Below are 25,349 nucleotides of genomic sequence, written 5' to 3'. Positions count from 1 at the left end.
TTTTGCACAATTCAAAAATAAGTGTAGATTTGCATTATACGAATGCACTTGAAAACAACAGTCACCGGACTTACTTTTCTTATTCACAATTAATTACATTTTTTACATTAAATATGTTTAACATTGAAACGTTAAGGTCAAAATCCGTAACGGAGTTGACTAAAATCTTAAAAGATTTGGGCGTTAAAGTTGCAAGGAACAGCAATGAAAATGACAAAATCTTTGCAATTCTTGACTTTCAGGCCTCAAATCCCAAAGTGGCAAAAGATTATTTCAACACCACAGAAACCAGTACGAATACTGAGGAAATAGTAGCGGAAAAACCAACGAAGGCTCCTGCTAAAAAAGCTGCTCCGAAGAAAACGGCAGCTAAACCGAAAGCAGAAACAAAAGCTCCGGCAGAAACCAAACCAAAGGTTGAGGAAAAACCTGAGGCAGAAGTAAAAGAAGTTGTTTCTGAAGAGCCAAAAGCGGAAGAAATACAAGCTGAATCTACAGCGACTCCGGAAGCGCAAACTGCAGCAGCACAGCCTAAGCAAAAAAGAAAAAGAGTTTCGCCTACTACGAATGCAGGTAACACAGAAACTCCTCAGGAGAAAACAGAAGCTCCAAAAAACACAGATTCCGAAGAAGCTGCTCCCGCAGAAGAAAAGTCTAATAACCCTCAACAAAGAAATCAGGCAAGACCTCAAAAAGGACAACACAACAATCCGCATAACAACGGAAATCAAAATAGAAATCAGAACCAGAATCCGAATCAAAACCAAAATCAGAATAGACAGCAACAGCAGCAACATTCTGAAAGAACGGAGGAACATCATGAACAGAAAAAAGAGTTCAGTTTCGACGGAATGGTAAGTATTGAAGGGGTATTGGAAATTTTACCGGATAACTACGGATTTTTACGTTCTTCAGATTTCAGCTATATTTCTTCGCCAGATGATGTTTACGTTTCTACGGCACAGATCAGAAATTTTGGTCTGAAAACCGGAGATACAGTAAGAGGAATTGTAAGACTTCCGAAAGAAGGTGAAAAATATTTCTCTTTATTAAAACCAACAGAAGTAAATGGCCGTGATCTTGCTTTCATTAAAGATCGTGTGGCTTTTGAATATTTAACTCCACTTTTCCCTGAAGAAAAATTCAACCTGGCAGGAAAAGGATCTACAATGGCTACAAGAATTGTGGATTTGATTGCGCCAATTGGGAAAGGACAACGAGCAATGATTGTTGCCCAGCCAAAAACGGGTAAAACAATGTTGTTGAAAGATATTGCGAATTCTATCGCAGCCAATCATCCTGAAGTTTACATGATGGTACTTTTGATCGACGAACGTCCGGAAGAGGTTACCGATATGGAAAGAAGTGTAAATGCGGAAGTTATTGCATCTACATTTGATGAAGCGGCAGATAAGCACGTAAAAGTAGCGAATCTTGTTTTGGCGAAAGCTCAAAGAATGGTAGAATGCGGTCATGATGTAGTGATTCTTTTAGATTCAATTACCAGATTAGCAAGAGCTTACAATACAGTAACGCCGGCATCCGGAAAAGTGTTATCAGGTGGTGTTGATGCCAATGCACTTCACAAACCAAAAAGATTCTTCGGGGCGGCTAGAAAAATTGAAGGGGGCGGATCTTTAACGATTATAGCAACGGCTCTTATTGATACAGGTTCTAAAATGGACGAGGTGATTTTTGAAGAATTCAAAGGAACGGGTAACATGGAACTTCAATTAGACAGAAAAATTGCCAACAGACGAATTTATCCGGCAATTGATCTGGTAGCTTCGAGTACTCGTAGAGATGATTTGCTTCTTGATGAAGTTACTTCTCAGAGAATGTGGATCTTAAGAAAATATCTTTCTGAAATGAATCCTATTGAAGCGATGGAATTTGTGAGTAAAAACATCAAAGGAACTCTTAATAATGAAGAATTCCTGATGTCTATGAATAAATAATTAATTTAATTTTGTTAAATGAAAAGCACGAGCAGCAATGTTCGTGCTTTTTGGCTTTTTTAGGCGGGAAGATGGATGTTGGAGGCGGGAAGTTTTTAATGACCATGTTTGTTTTTTTGTGGAAAAAATTTTCAATTCAACATTAATTCGAACTCAATAAACTTCCATCTTCCAGCCTCCAACTTCATTACTTAAAAATTTAATTCATTCTAAATCAATATATCAATGTTAAAGATTTATTAAAGTAATCCCCATTGTTTGAAAATAGTTTAAATAATGGTTAAATTTGGGTAATAACATTAAAAATAAAATTATGTCATTTGAATTACCAAAACTAGGATATGCTTACGACGCATTAGAGCCAACTATTGATGCTAAAACTATGGAAATTCACCATACAAAGCACCACCAGGCATATATCGACAATTTAAATAATGCAATTAAAGGAACTGACCTAGAAGGAAAAACAATAGAAGAAATCAACCAGACGGGAACTGATAAGCCAGCGGTAAGAAACAATGGAGGAGGGCACTTCAACCACTCTTTATTCTGGGAAATTTTAACTCCTGGGGGAAGCAATGAGCCTGTAGGAAACGTAAAAGCTGCTATCGAAGCTTACGGTGGTCTTGAAAAATTCAAAACTGATTTTTCTGATGCTGCAAAAACAAGATTCGGTTCTGGATGGGCTTGGTTAGTAAAAAATGCTGACGGTTCTGTTTCTGTAACTTCTACTCCAAACCAAGACAATCCGTTAATGCCTGTTGCAGACGTGAAAGGTACTCCGGTTTTAGGACTTGACGTTTGGGAGCACGCTTATTATTTAAACTACCAAAACAGAAGACCTGACTATGTGGCAGCGTTTTTCTCTGTGGTAAACTGGGATAAAGTAGAAGAATTATTCAACAAATAATTTTTAGCTATCATAAAAAAGAAAAGGTTCAGAGTAATTCTGAACCTTTTTACTTTTAATATCTTACGCCGTCACTTCCGGTTAAGCCGTTCATTTTTAAGCCATATTTCCAATTGACATACGCGAAAACTTGATAGAGCTTATATTCAAACTTAATTCCGTAATTTTCTTTGGGATCATAATCAATCGATGATTCGATGACATTTCTGTATTTTCCTGAAAAATAATAAGAATTCCACTCCGTTACCAGCATTGTATTTTTTGTTTTCAAATAAGATTCTGAATACTGATTCATGGGTTTTGCAATGGCATTCAGAAAATAATCAAACTGAGTATCGATTACAGTGATATCCCATTCTCCATCCTCATTTTTTGAGGGTTTAATTTCTGACTTTTCTTTATCGCTTTTAGATTTGTTTTGCGCGCCACAACTAAAAGGGATAAGAGCAATAAAAATAATGAGAAGAAGATTTTTCATATCCTAAATTTACACAAAAAAAGCACTCAAAATGAGTGCTTTAATTTTATTTCTTAACATATTCTTTCTGAACAATTGAAACTGCTGGAAAGTGATCGCTATAACCACCGGTGAACCTGTCGCCGTCCCAAGAACGTAAAGGATAGCCTTTCCATTGCCCTTCTTTATTTACTAAATAAGATGGAGCGTAAATTTCGGCCTTGTAAATACTATAAGTTGGAGTCAGCTTTTCTGGAGAGTATAAATTCTTTGAAACAATGATCTGGTCAAATAAATTTGGTGCATCTCTGTATGCCAAAGAAGCAACACCTGCCTTGTATAATTTATACATTAAGTTATAATAAGGATATTTATCAGACAATTCGCTTGGGTCACCAACCGCATTTAAATGTTTCTTCAAACTTGGACTCACAGGGTCATCATTATAATCTCCCATTGAGAAAATTTTAACTCCAGGATTTTCTGCGGTGATCTTTTCCATTTCAGTTTTCAAAACGGTAGCTGCGGTGTTTCTTTTTGCCTGAGAAATTGCTTCGCCACCTCTTCTTGATGGCCAGTGATTCATCAAAACGGCTACTTTTTCACCATCCAATAAACCAATCGCAACTACGATATCTCTCGTGTATTCTCTTCTTCCGTCTTCGTTGAAGATCTTAATTTCTTTTTTATATGAATTTAAAACAGTAAATCTTGCTTTTTGATAAATAATCGCCACATCAATACCTCTGGCATCGTAAGAATTAAAGTGAACAATTCCGTAATTGCTTTTTGCCAAAGCAGGTTGTTTAATTAAATCTTCGATAACCTGTCTGTTTTCAACCTCAATCAATCCGCAGATTGCTGGGTTGTCATTGGTATATTGTCTCCCCAGTTCAGAAATTACTTTTGCTTCGTTTTCTAATTTTTGATTATAAAACTTGGCTCCCCATCTTTTTGGGCTGTTTTCTGTAAATTCATCCGCTAAAATTTGCTTACGGATTACTTTTTTACCCATTAAAAGCTCATCATTCCATTCACCTTTGTAATCTTCAGTTGTTTCAAGATATTTCAAAGAATCTACAGGTACACTTCTATGAAAAGCAGGGTTTGAAACAGACAATGTTCCATCAATATAATCAGCTGAAGGCACTGTGTCCCAAAGGTTTTCTACGTTCAGGAAACCTACGGCAGCTCTCTTTACTTGTTTCTGTTGCGAGAATGCAAAGGTGGAGCAAAAAACAGCAACAGCGATTAAATATTTCTTCATATTCTTAGTATTCAAAAAATTAAGGGGTGTAAAAGTACTAATTTTATATAATATTTAAGGTTAAAAAATTTTAATATACGTTTTTGTGATTAATTAGAAAAAAGGGATTTTTTTAGCATAATGATGGTGCGTTAAGAAAAATTAATAGAATAAAAGGCTAAAAATGTTTGGATTAATGAAAATAGTCCTAAATTTGTTGCCCCTTAAATAAAAAGGAGTTAAAAACAAGTTTACTATGATTAAAAAACTATCCTTAATCTCTTTGTTTACATTACTTCCTGCGTCTTATTACTTCGCACAAACTACTGTTTTTGCGTATGTTAAAGATGCTGAAGGTAAGCCATTGGAGAGAGCAGAAGTAGATCTGGCGCAGTCTACAGACGATGTGACTGTGGACAAAATTGGATACTTCCAGTTTGTGGATTTAAAGCCTGGCCATTATCTTATTACCGTTGCAAAACCAAATTTTGAATCTAAAATTTTGGAGTTTGATGTAACTGCTGATGAGAAGAGAAAAGACTTAGGTGTTATTACACTTAATTACAGTTTAGGAACAGATGCAGGAGTTGTTGTAATCGATGATTCTGCAAATGACACTGAAGACGGAGGTTCTGCAATGCAGCCTACGGTAGGACTTTTAAGCTCAGGAAGAGATGCTTTCCAAAATGTTTCCGCTTTTGAACTAGGTGCTTACTGGTTCAGACCAAGAGGGGTAGACAACAGATTTGAGGATGTGGTATTTAATGGTGTTTCTATGTCTAAAAATGATGACGGTAGAATCGATTTTAGTAACTGGGGAGGTCTTAACGATGTTACAAGATATCCTTACGAAAACGTAGACAATATTACGCCTTCAGAATATACTTTCGGTAATTTAGGTGGGGTAGTTTACTACAATACAAGAGCTTCTTCTTATAGAAAACAGACTTCGTTAGCATATTCATTTACTAATAGAAGTTATTTGCACAGATTAATGGCTACTTACTCTTCTGGCCTTAGCAAGAGTGGATGGGCATTTACCTTCTCTGCAAGTAGAAGATGGGGTGATAAAGCTATTATTGATGGGGTTTACCAAGATGCTTATGCATATTTCGGATCTATCGAGAAGAAATTCAGTGACAGACACTCGATCAACTTAACAGCTTTTGGTTCTCCCACATATAGAGCATCCAATTCTCCAAATACTCAGGAAGTTTATGACATCATGGGTAAAGATTACAACTCATATTGGGGATGGCAAGATGGTGAGAAGAGAAACTCAAGAATCAGAAAGGTTTTCGAACCGATGTTTATGCTAACTGATTATTTGAAAATCGGGAAAAGCTCAAACTGGACGAACACTGTTTCTTACCAAATCGGTAGCGATGCAAGAAGCAGACTTGACTGGTTCCACGCAGCTGACCCGAACCCGACTTATTACAGAAAACTTCCTAGCTACGGTCTTTTAACGGCAGATGAGTTTAAAGCTCAATCTCAAATCGACTGGAATTATCTATACAATACCAACCGTTTGAACCTTACCAATATGGATGGTTCAGAAAAAGGTGCTTCTTACACATTGGTGGAGGATGTGAATAAAGATAAAACATTCAACTGGGCATCTCACTTTGATACAAGATTAAAAGAAAACTGGAAATTAAATATTAACTTTAATTATCAGAATCTAAATTCAGATAACTTTAGAAGAATCAAAGATTTGTTAGGGGCTAATTATGCTAATAATCTTAACCCTTTCAATAATGATGTAAGATATAATAGTGATGATGAAAATTATAAAGTAAAAGAAGGAGACAGAACTCAGTATTCTTATCAGCTTCATAAAAATCACTATACTTTAAACGTTTCTACAGAAGTTGATTTCAACAAATGGAATATCGTTGCGTCTATCTTCTCTTCTTATTCTGAGGCTTACAGAAATGGAGATTACAGAAGCGGATTGGCTCAATTTGCTAATAATTCTAAAGGAAAAAGTGCTGTTTACAATGCTTTAGATGCCGGTATTAAAGGTAAAATTACCTATAAAATCAACGGTAAAAACTTCATCGTTTATAACGGGGCTTTCTTCAGTTTAGCACCAACACTTAACGAAATTTATATTAACCCAAGAGTTGTAGACTATGTAACTCCGGGTGTTAAAAATCAGATTGTAAATTCAAATGATTTGAGCTACATCATGAGAGGTCAAATTTTGAAATTAAGATTATCCGGTTATTATACAACAATCAGTAATTCAACTGAAATCGCAAGATATTATGCTGCTGTAAACACCAATTCTGGGTCTTATAATACGTTGATCAACGAAGCAATGAGTGGAGCGGACAAAAGATATATTGGTGCTGAATTAGGATTCGATGTTAAAGTTACTCCTACTTTAAATGCTACCGGTGTTGCGAGTGTAGGTGAATATAAATTTACAAATACTCCTCAGGTATATTCATTTGATGATCAAAACGGATTCAGAAGCTTTGGTACAGCAAACGTGAAAGATTACAAAGTAGCGGGAACTCCTCAAAAAGCTTTCTCTTTCGGGTTGAAATACAATTCGCCTAAATACTGGTGGGTAGGTGCTTCTGCAAACTATTTGATGGATCAGTATTTAGATTTTTCAGCGCTTAACAAAACGGCAACTCTTTATACAGTTCCTGGAACAGATTTGATTTACGACGGTGCTACTCCTGATGTTATCCAACAATTGACTGCACAGAAGAAATTTGATGATCAGTTTATGTTGAATGCTAACGCAGGAAAATCTTTCCAATTTGGAAAATACAGAATGGGAATCAGTGTTTCTGTAAATAATATTTTAAATAACAGAAACTACGTAACTGGAGGATTCGAGCAAGGAAGATTGGCAAACTTTCCGGATGCTTTGGAAGAATACAACAGAGGGACTCCTTACTTCGGACCAAAACTTTGGTATGATAGAGGAAGAACGTTCTTTACTAATGTTTATTTAAGATTCTAAACTATTGACTACTATGAAAAAATATAATTCAATTTTCTCTTATATTGTTGCTGTCATTACAGCCTTGGTTATTATAGGCTGTGTGCATGACGACAAATACGATGCTCCCAATCTAGATAATTATCAGTGTAGAAATGCTGATTATTATACAAATACAAACAACAAGTTTGTAAAATGGACTTTGCATGATTTAAAGCTAAAAACTTTAAATGAAGAAATTACAGAAAACGCCTATGTTGAAGGATACGTTTCTTCAACTGACGAATCTGGAAATATCTACAAAACAATTTATATTCAGGATGCTCCGGAAAACCCGACAGAAGGTTTAACGGTAAGTGTTGATATGGTGAGTGCTTATACTAGATTTCCACAAGGTTCTAAAGTATATATCGAGCTAAAAGGCTTATCTGTAACAGCTTATGGTAATGTAAGACAACTAGGCCAGGTAACTCCTGCAGGAACCAGAATTTTAGAAAAAGAGGTTCCAAATCATATTTTTAGAGATTGTAACGAAAGAGCAAATATTAAACCTAAAGTTTTAACAATGGCTCAATTTGCTGCAAACGATGCTCTTATTGGATGTCTAGTACAGCTTGATGGCGTAGAATTCGACGAGAGAGCATTATGTACAAATTTTGCTCCTAATGGACAAACTGTGGATAAAACAATTGGGCAAGGTTGGAATAGTTCAACTCTTAAATATGTATCAACTGCAATTGTAAGAAATAGTGGATATGCATCTTTTGCTAACCAAATTGTTCCTGCAGGTAAAGGAAGATTTGTAGGTATTTTTAGTAAATATAACTCTACTTACCAATTATATATCAACAAGCTTTCAGACTTGAAGATGGATGCCAACAATCCTACAGATGTTGGGCCTGCTTTCCCTCGTTTAGATGGTAAAGATAAAGATCCCTGCAGCTTTAGCCCAGATGGATTAACGGCAAAAACAGTAGCAGAAGTTAAACAGTTGGCAGGAAGTCTTGCTCCAAATGGTCTTTTAAAGATTACGGGTGATTACTATCTTAAAGCACAGATTGTTGCTGATGATGCAACTGGAAACCTTTTTAAATATCTTTACGTAGAAGATGCTACAGGAGGTATTAAAGTAAATATCAACAGAGCAGATTTATATCTTGAAAATAGATTTAAGCTTGGTAAAGATTTATATATCAAATTAAAAGATTTGCATATCAGAAACGTTAGTGGTGAACTTCAATTAGGGTCAAATGATTCTTCTTCTGCGGTTGCCTACAGAATTAAAGACGAAGAAATCTATAAGTATTTATTCGATAGCAATTCTCTACCAAGAACAGTTGTCGCAACAGAAAGAACTATCACTCAACTTACAAAAGCTGATGTTGGTAGATGGATTAAAATTAAAGATCTACAATTCGTAGATGGTGATTTGGGTAGAACGTATGCAGACGGTACAGCGACATCTAACAGAACATTAGAAGATTGTTCAGGAAACAAGATTACATTGAGAACCAGCGGACGTGCTATTTTCGGATTAAAAACAGCTAGTGCTATTGATGTGGCAGGTGGTAAAGGTGATATCTATGCTGTTGTAAGTATTTTTAATGATAGCTATCAGCTTTGGATTCCTCAGCTTACAGATATTAAGTTTACTAATGCAAGATGTGATGGAACGGTTTATACTCCGCTTCCTACAATCTATAGCGACGAATTTGCTTCAGGTGGATTCACTTCAGACTGGACTTTAGTAAACGTTCTTGGAGCTCAGGTTTGGACAACTTCTAACCAAGGAAACGGAACAAACTATTATGCTGTAATGAATGGGTTTGTAGGAACAAGTAACGCAAACGAAGACTGGTTGATTTCTAAAGCGGTAAGCTTAGTAGGTAAAACGAAAGCTGCAGTAACGTTTACGACAGACGTAAGATATGCAGGAAATGTTCTGCAAGTATACGCAACGGATAACTACAGTGGAAATCCTTCTACAACTACTTGGACGCAGCTATCACCAATCTTGGATACCAATACAGGAGCATTTGGAGACTGGGTAAGCTCTGGGAATGTAGATTTATCTGCCTTCTTAGGTAAAAACGTAAGAATTGCATTTAAATATACTTCTACAACTTCTGCATCTTCTACTTGGGAGATTGATGATTTCAAAATTAAAGCTCAATAATCGAGTTTAAAATATTTTACTTAAAGGCGAACCGTTTGGTTCGTCTTTTTTATTTTTGTGAAAAAGTAAATGGGATGAATGAAGAAAAAAATCTATATTTTGTAGTTGCAAATTATTGAAATTTGAATAAACAAAAACCACAACCAAAAAGGCTGTGGTTTGACTAAAGAATTATATCTAACAAACTTAAATATTCAATTATTCATACTTCCAGATACCTGAAATGGTAAGCATTGTTAATCCGGGTTGCTTTTCGCCATAGCTGAAAATCCCTATATATCTTGCATTACAAGAATTACAATCAGTTCCGAAGTATAAAGTAGGTAAGTTATATACCGTTAATTCTCCATAATGAAGAAGATTTTTTGATGTTTCGGTTACCATTTTATTTTTCAATAATTCATCTTTAGATAAAACTTTACCTTCATTATAAAGTTGAAAAATAGGAAATCCGGATTCATAAGGCGTTATCGTAATTGTGTTTTCATGACCGCAATTGCAACAAGTGAATGTAGTAATTGCAGAATTTGAAATTTCTTCATTGCTGAAATTACTTTTCGCAACAGAAACCTGTTTTAAAATATTTATTTTTTTTGAAATTGAATACATGATATATTATTGCTGAATAACAGTCCCAACGACATTATTATACTTTCCGCTTGGGCTTTTCTTGATGGTTACTTTAATATAGCCTTCTTCAGCCAGTTTATTCCATGTTTTTTGGTAACCTGTGTTGATGTCGATAGGAATTTTCCACATTGTTTGTTTTCCTTTACCAGCTTGCCCAAACCAAGGAATAATATCTGCCGTTTGACCTTTGAAATTTAATAAATTATTCAATACCTCAATTTCATAATAAAAATCATATTTATCTTCAGTTTGGTTTAAGGCTCTTTGCGTAAAAGTATAGGTATAACCGTTGATAATTGGGCTAGTAAAGCTTCCTCCAAGGGTAGGAACTCCAGTTCCGGTGTAAGTGCCGACAGCACCGCTGTATCTGTCATATTTTTGCCCGGCAGTGAAGGTAATATCATCTACAATATTATATCCTCCGTTTGCCGGTGGCCAGCCTCCATTTAGGTTATTGTCTTTAAATAAGGCTTCCAGTTCAGCCCATCTTGCTGTTCTGTAAAGATCAAATGCCTGACTTCTAAGTGTAGCATTTACAGTTCCGGAAGGATCATAAGTTGCGGCAAATTCATCTGCATTTTTATAGAAAACGCTTATCACTTCGCTCGATTCGAATTCATCCCTATCTGAACTACAAGCTACAGAAAAAGAAATGGTTGATAATAGTAAAAGATACTTTAGTAAATTTTTCATTGATAGATTCATTGTTTTATCGTTTCGTTTATTCAGTTTTTAGGTAATAATCAGCCATAATTATTCAGAATGAATAACTAAAGCCTAAAAGGTGTCTAAACGGTACAATTGAAAAATATCAATGCAACAAAAATAAAATAAAATATCAAATTATAGTGATTTTTCTATAAATAAATCATTATCCATCAATTATAGAAGAAGGATGAGTTTCAAAACATGATGAGAGAATTGATGGAATCTCTGCGGTTTTTTATAAGTGAAACGGCTTTATGAAACTCAAAACAATTAATAGTCAAAAAAGTTTGGTGTGCTCTGTGTTCAATTATATGGGGTATTGATTAGCTAAAAAAGTTGCTATCAATTGCTGAGTAGAATGCCATGGCGATTAAAAATATTTAAAATAAGATACAAAACTTTAGCGATCGATAGCGTTAAAGAGACAATAAAGAATTGTTTTAATCTTGTTTTCTAGTACTATGCTTAGATCTCTACAGGGATGACGGATTTATGGATAAAAACTTTTTTGAATAAAAAATCCCTGTCTCAAAACTGAAACAGGGATGTTATTATTTAAATTAAATCTTTATTAAAAAGAAACTTCATTTACCTCTTTTCCACGTTGGAAATTCATTGTTTTCTGATTTCCTTTGTAAGCAATATTCACAAGATTAATCTGCTTAGGAAAAGCGCTTAAAAGTATCGTATTTTTTATCTTCAGAGTGCTGATATCCGAAACGCCGCCCGTTTCAAAATACACCCAAACAGTTTCTCCGCTCACTTGGCTACCCGTAAAAGTAATCGATTTAGGAGAGCCGTTCACGTACACATCAAAATTATTATTTACGTATTTTTTTACTTCTGCTTCAAAACCTGCGGTGTTGGGATTTATTTTAATGGCATCTGAAATATGACCAGTATTCATCTTTGTGGTAAACTTCAATGTCTTGCTTCCATCAATATAATCCACCTTTGTCATTGAAGAGAAAAAGTCTACATACATAAAACTCATTAACATAAAACATGTTAAAATTCCTGATATATATAAAAGTTTTTTCATCTTAATTAATAGATTTACAATCATCTTTGTTATGTTTAAGTCACAAATAATATGCCAATTAGAAGTTTACATTCACAGAGTACTTATCGTAAAATGCCTTAATGTGCGCTACAGCTTCGTCTGCGGTATCTACCACACGATAAAGATCAAGATCATCTTCGTGTATCATTCCTTCTTTCAGTAAAGTTTCTTTAAACCAACCTAATAATCCGCTCCAGAATTCCGAACCTACCAAAACGATAGGGAATTTTCCAATTTTATTGGTCTGAATTAAAGTTAAAGCTTCCGTAAGCTCGTCTAAAGTTCCGAAACCGCCGGGCATCACCACAAATCCTTGAGAATATTTTACAAACATTACTTTTCTCACGAAGAAGTAATCAAAATTCATCGAATACGATTTGTTGATATAAGGATTAAAATGCTGCTCAAAAGGAAGATCAATATTCAATCCGATCGATTTTCCTTGAGCCTTGAAAGCGCCTTTGTTTCCTGCTTCCATAATTCCGGGACCGCCGCCAGTGATGATTCCAAAACCAATTTTGGTGATTTTTTCGGCAATCTCAACCGCCATTTCGTAATATTTGCTTTCCGGCTTTAGTCTTGCAGAACCAAAAATAGAAACGCAAGGCCCAATTTTAGCTAGTTTTTCGTAGCCGTCTACAAATTCAGCCATTACTTTGAAAACCATCCAGCTGTCTTTAGTAATGGTTTCGTCCCAGGTTTTTTGTCTTAAACTATTATGAAGTTTTGTTTCATTTACATCCAATTCCGGATTTACCAAACTTTCATCTCTTCCATCAATTTCCATCATAAGTTTTTATTTAAAATATTTTTCGGCTTCTATCACAGATTCTGGTCTTCCCACATCGATAAGGATGCTGTCGTGCACAAAACCATGAATATGCTCTGTTAACATCAGATCCAGATATTCTTCCATAACAGAAAATTTGCCTGTTCTTTTTATTTTATCAAAGATCGAAGGGTTGATGCAGTGAACGCCACTAAAAGCAAGTGCTTTAAAGCCTTTGTTAAACTCTGCAAGCCTTTGCTCACCGCTTTGTACATTCAGCCAACCTCTCAATACCATTTCATCATTAAAGAGCAGTTTTCTTGAACTTTCTCTATCAGAAACGGCTAATGTAGCAAAATCTTTTATCTTTTTGTGATACTCTACAAAAGCATTGATATCTATATTCGTTAAGATATCTGCATTCATGATCAGAAAATCTTCCCCAAGATCAAGAAACTTTCTAGCAAAAATCAAGCCGCCTCCAGTTTCCAGCAATTCTTCGCTTTCGTCGGAGATTTCTATTTTACAGTTAAAGTTGTTGTTTTGCTTTAAAAAATCAACAATTTGATTTCCAAAATGATGGATATTGATCACAAAATCATTAATTCCAAAACCTTTAAGATAGTTGATATTTCTTTCCAAAAGCGGAATTCCGTTCACCTTTGCTAATGCTTTCGGATGATGATCTGTAAAAGGTTTGAGTCTTGTTCCTTTTCCTGCTGCGAAAATTAAAGCCTTCATATAGTATGAGTAATGAATAATTGGTAATGAGTAATTTTAAAATGCTTACATAATATTAATAGGGTGAAAATATTACTTATTGCACATTGCTTATTACTAATGATTAAGTTGATGTTGTTCGTCGTGATGAAGGCTTATTTCTGTGCCTTCAGGATATTTTTCCTTGATGAATTCTGCAATTTTTATTGCTGAATAAACCGATCTGTGCTGTCCGCCTGTACATCCGAAATTGATCTGAAGGTTTTCAAAACCTCTTTCCAGATAATTATCGATGTTAATAGAAACGATGTTTTTTATTAAATCTAAAAATTTCGGCATTTCGGTTTTTGTTTCAAGATATTCCTGAACGCCAATGTCGTTTCCTGTTTGAATTTTGTATTCTTCAATTCTTCCGGGGTTTAAAATTCCGCGGCAATCAAATGTAAAACCGCCTCCGTTTCCGGATTCATCTTTTGGAATTCCTCCTTTCTTGTACGAAAAACTGTGTATGTCGATGTGTAGCATTTTCTTTATATTTCTAATTATTTTTATGAACCGTTAAGGTCTATTTAAGAAGTTAAGTTTAATTAAGATTTTTGATAAATCAAAAATTTAGTTTGGAAGTTCTTTAAAATACTCATTAATAAAAGGTTTTAAAGACTTTGTTATATTATCTGTGAAGAAATTAATTAATAAACCTTGAGGTTTCTTTAAAACTTTCATATAAGTCAGCAATTGAGCTTCATGAATTGGTAAAATTTCTTCAATCGCTTTTAGCTCTACAATTACCATGTCATTTACAAGTAAATCAACGATTAATTTAGTTTCAATATCAACTCCTTCGTAATTGATGGTTGTATAAAGTTGTTGTTTTACATCATATCCATTTTTAATAAGCTCAATTTTCAGACATTCTTCGTAAATGCTTTCAAGTAAACCTGGTCCAAGAGTTTTGTGAACTTTTATAGCAAAACCAGTAATCTCATAAGATAGTTGTGTAATTTCTTTTTTCGTCATAAAACTTAATTAAACTTAACTTCTTAAATATAAAACTTAATGGTTTAATATTTCCTCAATTTTCCACTTCGTTTTCTCCAAACTCAATTGTCCAATCACTTTTTCCAGTTCAGGATAATCTTTCATATTTTCCCAGGTTTGCGTAAACTCTGTGATGTTTTCAATTCCTTTTTCGATACTTGTAATGAAATGTTGCTTCCTCTGAATCAGTCCTCTAAAGCCATAAGCGCCCAAAACCTGTAAAAATCTCATCAATTGAATTGGTTTCACCGAATCTTTTAGTTGACGTTGAATTTCTTTACTTTCAAACTGATGAATATAAAAATTCAGCATTTCATTTTTAAAATCTTCAGGAAAATTAGCTTTAGCCTGAAATAAAAACGAGATCACATCATACATCAGTGGCCCTTTCATTGCCGACTGATAATCAATAAATGAAACTTCATTCTTATCATTTACCATAATATTTCTCGCCTGAAAATCTCGAATCATAATTCCTTTCGGATTCAAATTTTCGATGAGGTTCACTATATTTTTGAATTCTTTCAGAAGAGTAGATTTATGATATTCCAGTTCCAGAACATCGGCTACGAAATTTTTAAAATAATAAAGATCGTGCGTTACCGGAAGCTCATCATAACTTTCATATTCGAAAGTTTTAGTGAAATCGATTTTATTTTCTGTCTGAATTTGAAGTGTATAAAGTTTCTGTAAAGTCTGTTTTACCAAAGATTTTACATTGTCTGTTAAACCTTCTCTTGCAATCACTTCTGATAAGGTATTACTTCCCAAAAATTCCTGAATATATATTTTCCGATCTTCGGAAATAGCTAAAATTTTAGGCGAGTTAAGATGTAAATCTGAGAAAATTTTAGAGTAATACAAAAAACTTTCGTTCTCGTGAATATTTTCATTATACGTGATAATATACTTTTCGTTTTCACATTTAGCCAAAAAATTTACCCTCGCGGAGCCGCTTTGAGCCAAAATAGTAAATTCAGAAGATGCTTTACCTATATAATTTTCAAAAAATCGTTTTGCGTATTCGGAAATCATAGTAAGAAACAAATATAGTAATTTACGGGCGAATTTTTATATTTGCATTATGCTAAAGGACTTTAAGCCCGTTTTAGGTATTTTACTGAGGTTCATCATCATTTATCTGGTGTTGCTTTTTGGCTATCAGTTTTATCTGAATACCTTTCAGAATCAGGGATTGGATCCTTTTTCAAGGTTAATCGCCAACCAGGTGATGAGCGTACAGAATAGGGTGGGCTATCCAACTCTGTTGTATGATGATGTGAAAGGGGAGCAGGTTTGGTTTTACGTAAAACAAAGCTATGCGACACGAATGGTAGAAGGCTGTAACGCAGTTTCGGTCATGATTTTGTTTCTGGCTTTTGTCTTTGCGTTTTACAAAGGAGCTAAAACTTTTATTTTTGCTTTTCTTGGGCTTATCATACTTTATGTAATGAATGTGCTTAGGATTGTAGGCTTAAATATAGTTGTGAGGGACTTTAGCCAATACGGAAAAATGTCTCATGATTATCTTTTTCCGGCGATAATTTACGGAACGGTAGTTTTACTTTGGTTGATCTGGATTAAATTTTTTGCACTGAAAAATGAAAATTCTTAGTTGGTTTTTAGTAATAATCGGACTTGTAGGACTTGTAAGTGTAAGAGTTTTGGAAGATAGAATTTTCTATGATCCTTTCCTGAATTATTTTCATGAAGCGAATAAGCATCTTGATTTTCCTGCTTTCGAATGGGGAAAATTAATTGTTGGACACCTTTTCAGATTTATTTTAAATTTATTCTTTTCCTGTATTATCATTCATTTTTTATTTAAAAATAAGCAATGGACGATTCAAGGCGCGATTCTTATTTCGATTATTTTCCTGATTACTTTCCCAATTTATCTGTATTGTATTTATGAACGATTTGAAATTGGGTATTTATTCTCATTTTACATGAGAAGGTTTGTGATTCAGCCTTTAATCTTGTTGTTGATTGTGCCGATGTTTTATTATAGAAAGCAGGTTGAAAAAGGCGAAGATTTATCAAAACACGAATAGCACAAATCTCTAAAACACAAATGCCACGAATATTTTTATCAACAGAAATTGGCTTTAGTTAAAATTGAAAGATATTTTAGTTTAAACTAAATTCAATCTATTGTGTGTTTATCCACACTAGTCACGTTTTCTGGTGTCCACTTTACTCTTTTTACGAATTCTTTTTCACGAACCGGACAATCTTTAATCTGACAAACGGCGCACGAAATCGGCTTGCAATCATCCATATGAAAATTAAATTCTACACTTCTTTTGGTGTTTTTAGCTAGAAGAATGATCATCTTTTCCATTTCATTGTGCGCGTCACGAAGGCTGTAATACCAAGGTAAAGTAATGTGTGCATCAATGTGAAGATTGGCCCCGAATTGCTGGATTTTCATGTTGTGAACATCAATCCATTCTGTGCGGCGGTTTTCTTCCAATACGTTGATGATTTGATTTAAAAGATCTGGATCCTGCTCATCCATAATACCGCTTAACGATTTACGAACGATCTTGTAGCCTACAAAAATGATATAGCCTCCAAAAATTAAAGCTACAACAGAATCTATCCAATAAATTTTAGTGAAATAAACAACAATCAAACTGATTACAACGCCAAGGGTGGTAATTGTATCCGATTGTAAATGTTTTCCTGAAGAAATTAGAACCAGAGAATTTTCTGCTTCTCCTTTTTTAACTGAAATGTAACCCAAAAGATAATTAACAATAGCTGTTACAGCAATGATGGCAATTCCCCAATCTAGCTTATCCAGAACCTTTCCCACAATCAAACTGTTGATTCCTTCATAGATAATCATGATGCCGGCAATGGCAATTAATGCGCCTTCAATTCCTGAGGTTACAAATTCTACCTTTCCGTGACCGTAAGGATGATCTTCGTCTTTGGGTTTCGCTGCAAGATGTAAAGAATAAAGCCCCATAAATGCGCTGATCACATTCACAATACTTTCCATAGCATCAGAAAAAACGGAATCGGAATTCGTTAGTTTCCAGGCTATAATTTTTCCGATAAAAAGAATGACTCCAAAAACGGCGATTAGTTTTTGAAAGCCTATTTTATCTTTATTTTTATTCTTCTGTTTGTTCATAGGTTTGATAAAAAAAAGAATCTCAATTTTGAGACTCTTTTTTATTTTGTTAGTTTACACTAAGTTGTTTGCTACAATGTATTCTGCGATCTGTACCGCGTTGGTTGCGGCTCCTTTTCGCAGATTGTCTGCCACAATCCAGAGATTCAGTGTCTTTGGTTGCGATAGATCTCGTCTTATCCTTCCGACGAAAACTTCATCTTTCCCTTCAGAATAAAGCGGCATCGGATATTCGTTGTTTTTCACGTTATCCATTACCACAACTCCAGGAGTTTCAGATAAAATTTTTCTTACTTCATCCAAATCAAATTCGTTTTCAAACTCGATGTTTACACTTTCCGAGTGACCTCCCTGAACAGGAACTCTCACTGCAGTTGCAGTTAAATTAAATGTATCGTCACCTAAAATTTTCTTAGGCTCTTTCATTAATTTAATTTCTTCTTTCGTATAATCATCATCTGCAAAAACGTCGCAATGTGGCAATGCGTTTTTGAAGATCTGATAAGGATATACTTTTGCAATAGAATCGTCTCCGCTGATTTCTCCGTTTAATTGATCCACAGCCGCTTTACCAGTTCCTGTTACAGACTGATACGTTGAAACGATTACTCTTTTTAAATCATATTTTTTGTTCAAAGGTCCTAAAACCATTACTAACTGAATAGTAGAACAGTTCGGATTTGCGATGATTTTATCTTCTTTCGTCAATACATCAGCATTGATTTCCGGAACTACCAATTTCTTGTCAGGATCCATTCTCCAGGCTGAAGAATTATCGATCACCGTTGTTCCTGCTTCTGCGAAAAGAGGAGCAAATTCAAGAGAAGTACCACCGCCGGCAGAGAAGATCGCAATATCCGGTTTGGCAGCTATAGCGTCTTGCATGCTTACAATCGTAAATTCTTCCTGTTTATACTTCACCTTCTTACCAATAGATCTTTCCGATGCTACCGGAATTAATTCGGAGATAGGGAAGTTCCTTTCTTCAAGAACTTTCAGCATAACTTGTCCAACCATTCCTGTTGAACCTACTACAGCTACTTTCATTGATTTAATTAAAAATTTATTAAGTTAATATATAAACTTTGTCAAAGATTCTGAACTTTGACAAAGTGCGATCCTACTATTTATGCCCCGAAAACTCTTGTCCAAGGGAATGCGAATGCGAATAAGCCAACCGCGATAAGCCCCATAATGACAATTCCTAAAGAGATGGTAGGGTTTACTTTTACTTTTTTGTTAACGATGGTCATTAAAACAGCCGCGATTAACATTGAAAATGGATGTTCTACATATTGAAATCTCAGTGCAGAGTTTTTCATTACTTCGCCCATATTTAATCCGTTTGTGAAGTTGATTACCAACATAATAATCCCGATTAAAAATTGAACGTGGAAAAAGATCATTGTGAATAGCGTAATTTTCTTTAAAAACTTATTCACTTTTCCGCTAAATCCAAACATTGTCACTAAAAGTGCAATCACAAATAATGATGTTAAAAGTAGTTCTAAATACCCAAATCCTTTGTGAGCACTAAGCAAAATTTTGTAAAAATCCATATTTAGTTTTTTTCTGTTTTTTCTGCCACAAATATAGCAAAAATCCCGGCGAAAAGCCGGGATTGATATTTATAAAATCTAATATTTTAATTAATTAGAAGTTGAATGATAGGTTAGCAGCCCATGTTCTTCCGAATCCGAAGAATACTCTGTTTGCACTTGCTACACCATTGTACATTCTTCCTGCTTCCTGATAAGTTTTACCAGCATCAGGATCTCCTGTAGTTGTAATTTTATCGGTTCCAAAGATGTTTGTCGCACCATCTTGAATGTATGTTGTATCAAACAAGTTGTAAACGTTAGCACCGATAGTGAAATATTGATTAGCGTCTCTCAATCTTATTTTATATGATACACCGATATCTGTTAAGTTGTAATCAGGCAATTTCAATACACCTCTGTCTTGATTAGCAATATTTGAGAAAGTTGCAATATCAATAGTAGAATAAAGTTTGCCTACAAATCTCCATCCAGCGTAGATGCTCAAGTCTTTTACCGGCTTAACAGTAGCTCCTAATGAAGCGGTCATCTGAGGGATACTGTTGTTACTTGTTCCTCCAACTTTTACTTTATCAAGATAAAGAGTAGTTGTGTTAGAATCACCCGCTACAGTTAGAGGATTGTTATTACCGTCGAATGTAGTACCGACTGCATTACCTTTATAATAGTAATCTCCCCAAGAGAACATACCGTTAAATTCTAAGAATTTGTTTAGTCTGTAAGTTGCATCAACTTCAACCCCTTGGTGAATCTCTGTAATACCATTCATTTCAGCGTAAGCATCTGTTACATCAGGAACTGTAATTGTTCTTCTTAATGCTCTATCTTTCCACTGAGTTCTGTAAATGTTAACGTTTGCGGTAAAGTTTGCAGACCTGAAACCATACCCAACTTCAGCAGAGAAAATTTTCTCATTTGTCAATTGAGGGTTAACAACTTGCTGGTTGCTTGGATACACTGTATTCATGAATGGTTGTTTGCTATAGTAACCCACATTTGCAAATACATTGTGATTTTCGTTGATGTTATAGTTAGCACCCCCTTTGATGTTGTAACCGAAAAGATTTTTAAATCCTGTTTTTCTATTTACAGTTTGATTTCTTTGTACTGTAACGCCATCTTGAATAAACTCGTCAATTCTCTGATAACCTTGATTAGAAACTGACCCTTGAATGAAAGCTGATAAATTATCTTTTGTATATTCAACCTGACCGAAACCACTGTACCAAAGCACTTCTCCATCATTACTGAATCCAATTCTTTCATTTAATGGAACTTGGCTTCCTCCAAAAGGATTCCAACTTAATTTTTTATAATCAGAAGTTGCTGATACTACGTTTGGTGCAATATTTTTGTTTGCATTGTCTTTATACCCTGAAGCACCATATAAATCTGAAATTACCTGATAGTGATATCCATAGTAATATCTGTCATCTGTACCAATTGAGAAGTTCCAGTTATCATTGATTTTATGTTGGAAATTCATCAATACACCGTACCAGTTATGAGAATTGATACTTGCTCTACGAATAAGTGTTGCCCCATTTCCCGCAGTGTTTGGATTTACAGCAGCATTTTCAGCGAAAACTTTATCATAGTTGTAAAGTCCCTGCGCATCTCTGAAGTATGGTTGATTATTAACAAGAGCAGATAGGCCTCTATTATTTACTCTACCAAGATCAGCAGTACCACCACCTCTACCATTAGACATGTAAGCTACAGTACTTAACTTAGATTTCTCGTTGATATTATAATCCCAGTTTAGCATGATAACTGGTTTGTTATAATAGTTAGATCTGTTAGATAAAGCTACTCTTCTACCTTCCGCGTTTGTGTAATAACCCCAGTCACTGTTATAAGTTCTATCCGGGCTTCCGTCATTATCAGGGTTGTATCTGATATAATCAGAAATCATTGGAGCGTAAGATCTTTGATCGTGCCATTGTGGCGCACCAGTGATTGTAAATTGGAAGTTATGCTTTTTGTTAGCCTCCCAACCTAATGCGAAGTAATATGCGTATGCTTCGTAATCTGTATTTTGAATGTAAGTAGAACCAGACTGTCTGCTCATTAAGAATGAAGAAGACCAACCTTTATCAGACTTACCTGTATTATAAGCGAATGAAGTTTTTAAATAATCATTGTTACCAACTCCTAATCTCACGATACCTCCTTTCTTCATATCGGCTGATCTTGTAATGAAGTTCATTGTACCTCCTACAGAAGCAATTGCCAATTTAGAAGAACCAAGACCTCTCTGTACCTGCATGAAACTTGTTACGTCAGATAAACCAGTCCAGTTTGAGAAATAAACAGTACCGCCCTCCATATCGTTTACAGGCATACCGTTTACCATTACTGCAATGTTTCTCGATTCGAAACCACGCATAACAATCTGTGAGTCTCCGAAACCACCACCACCTTTCGTAGCATATACAGAAGGGGTTGTATTTAGCAATTCAACAAGCTCTTGATTTCCTTGTCTTTCTAGGATCTGTGCAGCTTTAATAGTAGATACTGCAACTGGTGTCTTTCTATCTTTTGCGATATCGGTTACACCTCTTAGGATTACCTCTTCAATGTCTTTGGATTTAGAAACAGTATCCTGAACTTGTTGAGCGTAATAGACACTAGCTGTTGATAATGTAATTACCGCAGTTAGAATCGATTTGTTGATTAATTTCATAATCGTTAGTAATAGTTAGATTTAAATTTTATGCAAAATTCGGTAAATAAATTTTAACTAATATTAACTGTATGTTAATTTTTAATCAATCTCAATAAGGTTTAATTGCTTGATTTATAATGCATTGAATAATAATCGATATTTTGTATGAAAAAAATCATATTATTGAATTTTTAACAATAATGGGGTATTTTTGTTAAAAATTCAACGCTATTTCACCGCCTTGAGACTCAAATCAATATTTTTTGCAGAGTGCGTTAGAGCGCCTACAGAGATGAAATTAACGCCTGTTGTGGCTATTTCTTTTAACATATCTCGGGTAATTCCGCCGGATGCTTCAGACTCACAAGAACCGTTGATCATCTCAACTGCCTGCTTCATCGTTTTCACATCCATGTTATCCAACATAATTCTGTCAACTTTTGCTTTAATGGCTTCCTGAACTTCTTCAAGGTTTCTTGTCTCAACCTCAATCTTCAGTTTTTTCTTAGTCTTTTTAACGTAGTCTTTCGCCATTTTTACTGCATTGGTGATACTTCCGTTATAATCAACGTGATTATCTTTCAACATAATCATATCATAAAGACCATATCGGTGATTGGTTCCGCCGCCAATAGCAACCGCCCATTTTTCACAAACTCTGAAATTCGGAGTCGTTTTTCTGGTGTCTAATAATTTTGTTTTTGTTCCAACTAATCTTGAATCCCATTCGTGAGTTAAAGTAGCAATTCCACTCATTCTCTGCATGCAGTTCAACACTAATCTTTCTGTTGAAAGGATCGATCTTGCACTTCCGGTAACGATCATGGCAATATCTCCAACTTTCGCGGGAGTTCCGTCTTTAATGAAAATTTCTATTTTCAGATCTTTATCAAACGTGTTAAAAATAATTTCAGCCAATTCCACGCCCGCCAAAATACAGTCTTCTTTTACCAACAATTTGGCGCTTTGCTCCAAATCCTTCGGAATGGTGGAAAGGGTAGAGTGATCTCCATCCTGAATATCTTCTTCCAAAGCATTTTTTATGAATTGTTTTAAAACTTTATCGGTAACGTACGCTGGTCTTTTCATTTTTATTTGATTTTAGGCTAAATCCTTATTGTAGAATGCTCCTTTATTTTCCTTCATTTCCATCGATTGTGTTATGATGAGGTGAGCAACGGTTGTTAAATTTCTCAGTTCTGAAAGTTGAGGCGAAAGAATAGAGTAGTGGTAAATTTCATTCACGGCAGCCGCAATTTCCTGATGTTTTTGCAAAGCCATGTTTAGACGGCGGTTGCTTCTCACGATTCCTACCAAATCGCTCATCATTTCCTGAAGCTGTTTTCTTAAATAGGAAACAATTACCATTTCGTCCATAATTTTCATTCCTTCTTCATTCCATTCCGGAACGGCTTTAAGATCTTCAAAGTTGAAGTTATTTTCATTTAAAAGATCAACAGTTGTCATTGCGGCGCTATGTCCGAAAACTAAACCTTCTAATAATGAGTTGGAGGCCAGTCTGTTTGCTCCGTGAAGCCCGGAATTAGTGCATTCACCCACGGCAAAAAGATTTTTGATGGAGGATTGTCCGTCCTTATCAATTTCAATTCCGCCCATCAGATAATGACATGCAGGAACTACAGGAATCAATTGGGTAAAAGGATCAATTCCTTCGTCTTTACATTTTTTATAAATATTCGGGAAATGTTCTAAGAATTTTTCGTGATCCATTTCTTTACAGTCAAGACCTACAAATTCGTCTCCTGTAATTTTCATTTCGGCATCAATGGCTCTTGCTACGATGTCTCTGGAAGCCAATTCTTCACGCTCATCATATTTATGCATGAATTTTTCACCTCTTTTGGTTCTTAATTTGGCTCCGTCACCGCGAACGGCTTCAGAAATTAAAAACAACATACCATCCATTTTGCTGTATAAAGCGGTTGGGTGAAACTGGTAATACTGCATATTGGAAACCTTACCCTTTGCTCTTGCAACAAAAGCAATTCCGTCTCCCGTTGCAATCGTAGGATTTGTCGTGTTTTTGTAAACGTGACCAGCTCCTCCTGTGGCAACTAATGTTATTTTTGAAGTAATTTTTTTGATAGATTTAGACTTTTCATCTAAAATATAAGCACCATAGCAGTGAATATCGCCTTCATTTAATTCTTTTCCCGGAACATGGTGTTGTGTAATGATATCGATTACGTAATGGTGATCGAGAATTTCAATATTCGGGCTTGTTTTTGCGGTTTGCAATAAAGCTCTCTCAATCTCGAAACCGGTAATGTCTTTATGATGAACAATTCTGTTTTCGGTGTGACCGCCCTCTCTTCCTAAAGCAAATTCACCATTTTTCATGTCGAAATTAGCGCCCCATTCTACAATTTCGTTGAATCTTGCAGGAGCCTCTTTCACCACCATTTCTACAACATCGCGTTTGTTTTCGCCATCTCCGGCACGCATTGTGTCTTCAATATGCTTATCAAAATTATCATTTTTAGAATCGGTAACTACCGCCAGGCCGCCTTGTGCGTATTTGGTGTTGCTTTCATCTTCATCAGATTTTGTAACAATGATTATTTTGGCATCGGGGAGCTGCTCAGAAACTTTAATGGCATAAGAAAGTCCCGAAATACCGGAACCAATTACTAATACATCCGCTTTTATCATATGCTTGCTTTAGGTACAATCGTCTAAATAACTAGATAAATTTAAACAATTTTTCGTTTGGTTTTCTTACTTTTTTCATGTGCTGGAAATGATCTTCCTCCGAACGGTAGCCTAATGCGAGGGTAACGGTTACTTTTTCGGTTTCAGGATTGATGTTGAGAACGTCTTCAATCACATCCTGTCGGAAGCCTTCCATCGGGCAGGTATCTATATTCTCAATCGCTGCAGCGTACATTAAATTTGCCAAAACGATGTAAGACTGTTTTTCTGCCCAGTTGAAAATTTCATCACTGGTTTTCTGATTAATATGTTGGTTGATGCTGTTTTTGAAAAGCTCCAGATTTTCAATCGGGGTTTCGCGAACATCTGAAATATGTCTGAAATATCCGTTGATATAGCTCTCGTCAACTGTTTTTTTAGAAACAATAATAATTAAATGAGAGCAAGTAGAAATCTGTGAGGGATTATAGAAAGCCGGAACCAGCTTTTGTTTTATTTCTTCACTTTCAGCCACCAGAATTTTATAAGGCTGAAGCCCCAAAGAGCTTGCCGATAATTTTCCTGACTCAAGAATGTTGTGAAGTGTTTCCTGAGGAATGATTTCGTTGTTGAATTTTTTTACAGAATATCTTCTGCCTAAAGCTTCCAAATAATTCATATTACA

The 25,349-nt window shown here is 35.2% G+C and carries 23 protein-coding genes; 6 read left to right on the top strand and 17 right to left on the bottom strand.

Annotation, left to right across the window (positions count from 1 at the left end):
* Positions 1-113: 113 nt before the first annotated feature.
* The gene (gene rho / locus ABEG63_RS03815) at positions 114-1,958 is read left to right on the top strand and encodes a transcription termination factor Rho (protein WP_346583113.1); all 1,845 of its coding nucleotides are present in this window, start codon (positions 114-116) and stop codon (positions 1,956-1,958) included.
* A gap of 313 nt (positions 1,959-2,271) precedes the next feature.
* Positions 2,272-2,868, top strand: coding sequence for a superoxide dismutase (locus ABEG63_RS03810; RefSeq protein WP_346583111.1), 597 nt, complete (start codon positions 2,272-2,274; stop codon positions 2,866-2,868).
* Between the two features lie 55 nt (positions 2,869-2,923).
* On the opposite strand, the gene ABEG63_RS03805 is transcribed toward ABEG63_RS03810, so the two are convergent.
* Together ABEG63_RS03805 and ABEG63_RS03800 are read right to left on the bottom strand one after the other, a co-directional pair.
* Positions 2,924-3,346, bottom strand: a complete 423-nt coding sequence (locus ABEG63_RS03805; RefSeq protein ID WP_346583108.1) for a DUF6146 family protein — start codon at positions 3,344-3,346, stop codon at positions 2,924-2,926.
* Between the two features lie 46 nt (positions 3,347-3,392).
* Positions 3,393-4,592 carry an endonuclease gene (locus ABEG63_RS03800; RefSeq protein WP_267405691.1) on the bottom strand — a complete coding sequence of 400 codons (1,200 nt, stop codon included), beginning with the start codon at positions 4,590-4,592 and terminating at the stop codon, positions 3,393-3,395.
* 235 nt (positions 4,593-4,827) lie between these two features.
* Here ABEG63_RS03800 and ABEG63_RS03795 point away from each other — a divergent pair, with 235 nt between their 5' ends.
* Both ABEG63_RS03795 and ABEG63_RS03790 read left to right on the top strand, forming a co-directional pair.
* Entirely contained in the window at positions 4,828-7,557 is a 2,730-nt protein-coding gene (locus tag ABEG63_RS03795; protein ID WP_346583106.1) for a carboxypeptidase-like regulatory domain-containing protein, read from the top strand.
* Positions 7,558-7,570: 13 nt separating this feature from the next.
* Entirely contained in the window at positions 7,571-9,712 is a 2,142-nt protein-coding gene (locus ABEG63_RS03790; RefSeq protein WP_346583105.1) for a DUF5689 domain-containing protein, read from the top strand.
* A gap of 198 nt (positions 9,713-9,910) precedes the next feature.
* Here ABEG63_RS03790 and ABEG63_RS03785 read toward each other — a convergent pair whose 3' ends face one another.
* The 8 genes from ABEG63_RS03785 to ABEG63_RS03750 all read right to left on the bottom strand — a co-directional run bounded on the left by ABEG63_RS03785 (position 9,911) and on the right by ABEG63_RS03750 (position 15,675).
* Positions 9,911-10,321, bottom strand: coding sequence for a hypothetical protein (locus ABEG63_RS03785; protein ID WP_346583103.1), 411 nt, complete (start codon positions 10,319-10,321; stop codon positions 9,911-9,913).
* Between the two features lie 6 nt (positions 10,322-10,327).
* Positions 10,328-11,035 carry a hypothetical protein gene (locus tag ABEG63_RS03780; protein ID WP_346583101.1) on the bottom strand — a complete coding sequence of 236 codons (708 nt, stop codon included), beginning with the start codon at positions 11,033-11,035 and terminating at the stop codon, positions 10,328-10,330.
* 586 nt (positions 11,036-11,621) lie between these two features.
* Positions 11,622-12,092 carry a DUF6702 family protein gene (locus tag ABEG63_RS03775; RefSeq protein ID WP_267405685.1) on the bottom strand — a complete coding sequence of 157 codons (471 nt, stop codon included), beginning with the start codon at positions 12,090-12,092 and terminating at the stop codon, positions 11,622-11,624.
* 58 nt (positions 12,093-12,150) lie between these two features.
* Complete coding sequence (locus ABEG63_RS03770; protein ID WP_346583656.1) at positions 12,151-12,900, bottom strand: TIGR00730 family Rossman fold protein; 750 nt, start codon at positions 12,898-12,900, stop codon at positions 12,151-12,153.
* A gap of 9 nt (positions 12,901-12,909) precedes the next feature.
* On the bottom strand, positions 12,910-13,623 hold the full coding sequence (locus tag ABEG63_RS03765; RefSeq protein ID WP_346583099.1) for a nucleotidyltransferase family protein: 714 nt from the start codon (positions 13,621-13,623) through the stop codon (positions 12,910-12,912).
* Between the two features lie 96 nt (positions 13,624-13,719).
* A complete protein-coding gene (locus ABEG63_RS03760; RefSeq protein ID WP_346583097.1) occupies positions 13,720-14,127 on the bottom strand; it encodes an RNase adapter RapZ in 408 nt (135 codons plus the stop codon).
* 87 nt (positions 14,128-14,214) lie between these two features.
* The gene (locus ABEG63_RS03755) at positions 14,215-14,619 is read right to left on the bottom strand and encodes a GxxExxY protein (RefSeq protein ID WP_346583095.1); all 405 of its coding nucleotides are present in this window, start codon (positions 14,617-14,619) and stop codon (positions 14,215-14,217) included.
* A gap of 36 nt (positions 14,620-14,655) precedes the next feature.
* On the bottom strand, positions 14,656-15,675 hold the full coding sequence (locus ABEG63_RS03750) for a phosphotransferase (protein ID WP_346583094.1): 1,020 nt from the start codon (positions 15,673-15,675) through the stop codon (positions 14,656-14,658).
* 49 nt (positions 15,676-15,724) lie between these two features.
* Between ABEG63_RS03750 and xrtF the strand changes: the two genes are divergently transcribed.
* Both xrtF and ABEG63_RS03740 read left to right on the top strand, forming a co-directional pair.
* On the top strand, positions 15,725-16,255 hold the full coding sequence (xrtF, locus tag ABEG63_RS03745) for an exosortase family protein XrtF (protein ID WP_346583093.1): 531 nt from the start codon (positions 15,725-15,727) through the stop codon (positions 16,253-16,255).
* Positions 16,242-16,694, top strand: coding sequence for an exosortase F system-associated protein (locus ABEG63_RS03740; protein ID WP_346583091.1), 453 nt, complete (start codon positions 16,242-16,244; stop codon positions 16,692-16,694). The genes xrtF and ABEG63_RS03740 overlap by 14 nt, the downstream gene beginning before the upstream one ends.
* Positions 16,695-16,786: 92 nt before the next feature.
* On the opposite strand, the gene ABEG63_RS03735 is transcribed toward ABEG63_RS03740, so the two are convergent.
* The 7 genes from ABEG63_RS03735 to ABEG63_RS03705 all read right to left on the bottom strand — a co-directional run bounded on the left by ABEG63_RS03735 (position 16,787) and on the right by ABEG63_RS03705 (position 25,343).
* Entirely contained in the window at positions 16,787-17,785 is a 999-nt protein-coding gene (locus ABEG63_RS03735) for a cation diffusion facilitator family transporter (protein WP_346583089.1), read from the bottom strand.
* A gap of 54 nt (positions 17,786-17,839) precedes the next feature.
* Positions 17,840-18,832, bottom strand: coding sequence for an aspartate-semialdehyde dehydrogenase (locus ABEG63_RS03730; RefSeq protein WP_346583087.1), 993 nt, complete (start codon positions 18,830-18,832; stop codon positions 17,840-17,842).
* 80 nt (positions 18,833-18,912) lie between these two features.
* Positions 18,913-19,344: a hypothetical protein gene (locus ABEG63_RS03725; RefSeq protein WP_267405675.1), complete on the bottom strand. Its 432-nt coding sequence runs from the start codon at positions 19,342-19,344 to the stop codon at positions 18,913-18,915.
* Positions 19,345-19,438: 94 nt separating this feature from the next.
* Entirely contained in the window at positions 19,439-22,030 is a 2,592-nt protein-coding gene (locus tag ABEG63_RS03720) for a TonB-dependent receptor (RefSeq protein ID WP_267405673.1), read from the bottom strand.
* 210 nt (positions 22,031-22,240) lie between these two features.
* Entirely contained in the window at positions 22,241-23,101 is an 861-nt protein-coding gene (gene nadC, locus ABEG63_RS03715) for a carboxylating nicotinate-nucleotide diphosphorylase (RefSeq protein ID WP_346583085.1), read from the bottom strand.
* Positions 23,102-23,113: 12 nt separating this feature from the next.
* Positions 23,114-24,685 (bottom strand): L-aspartate oxidase, encoded by a 1,572-nt coding sequence (gene nadB / locus ABEG63_RS03710; RefSeq protein ID WP_346583083.1) that lies wholly within the window; start codon positions 24,683-24,685, stop codon positions 23,114-23,116.
* Between the two features lie 31 nt (positions 24,686-24,716).
* Positions 24,717-25,343 (bottom strand): NAD(P)H-dependent oxidoreductase, encoded by a 627-nt coding sequence (locus tag ABEG63_RS03705; RefSeq protein ID WP_346583082.1) that lies wholly within the window; start codon positions 25,341-25,343, stop codon positions 24,717-24,719.
* Positions 25,344-25,349 lie beyond the last annotated feature (6 nt).

Source organism: Chryseobacterium sp. C39-AII1 (genome assembly GCF_039672645.1).
Taxonomy (GTDB): Bacteria; Bacteroidota; Bacteroidia; order Flavobacteriales; family Weeksellaceae; genus Chryseobacterium.
This window is presented reverse-complemented; position numbering and strand designations above follow the sequence as displayed.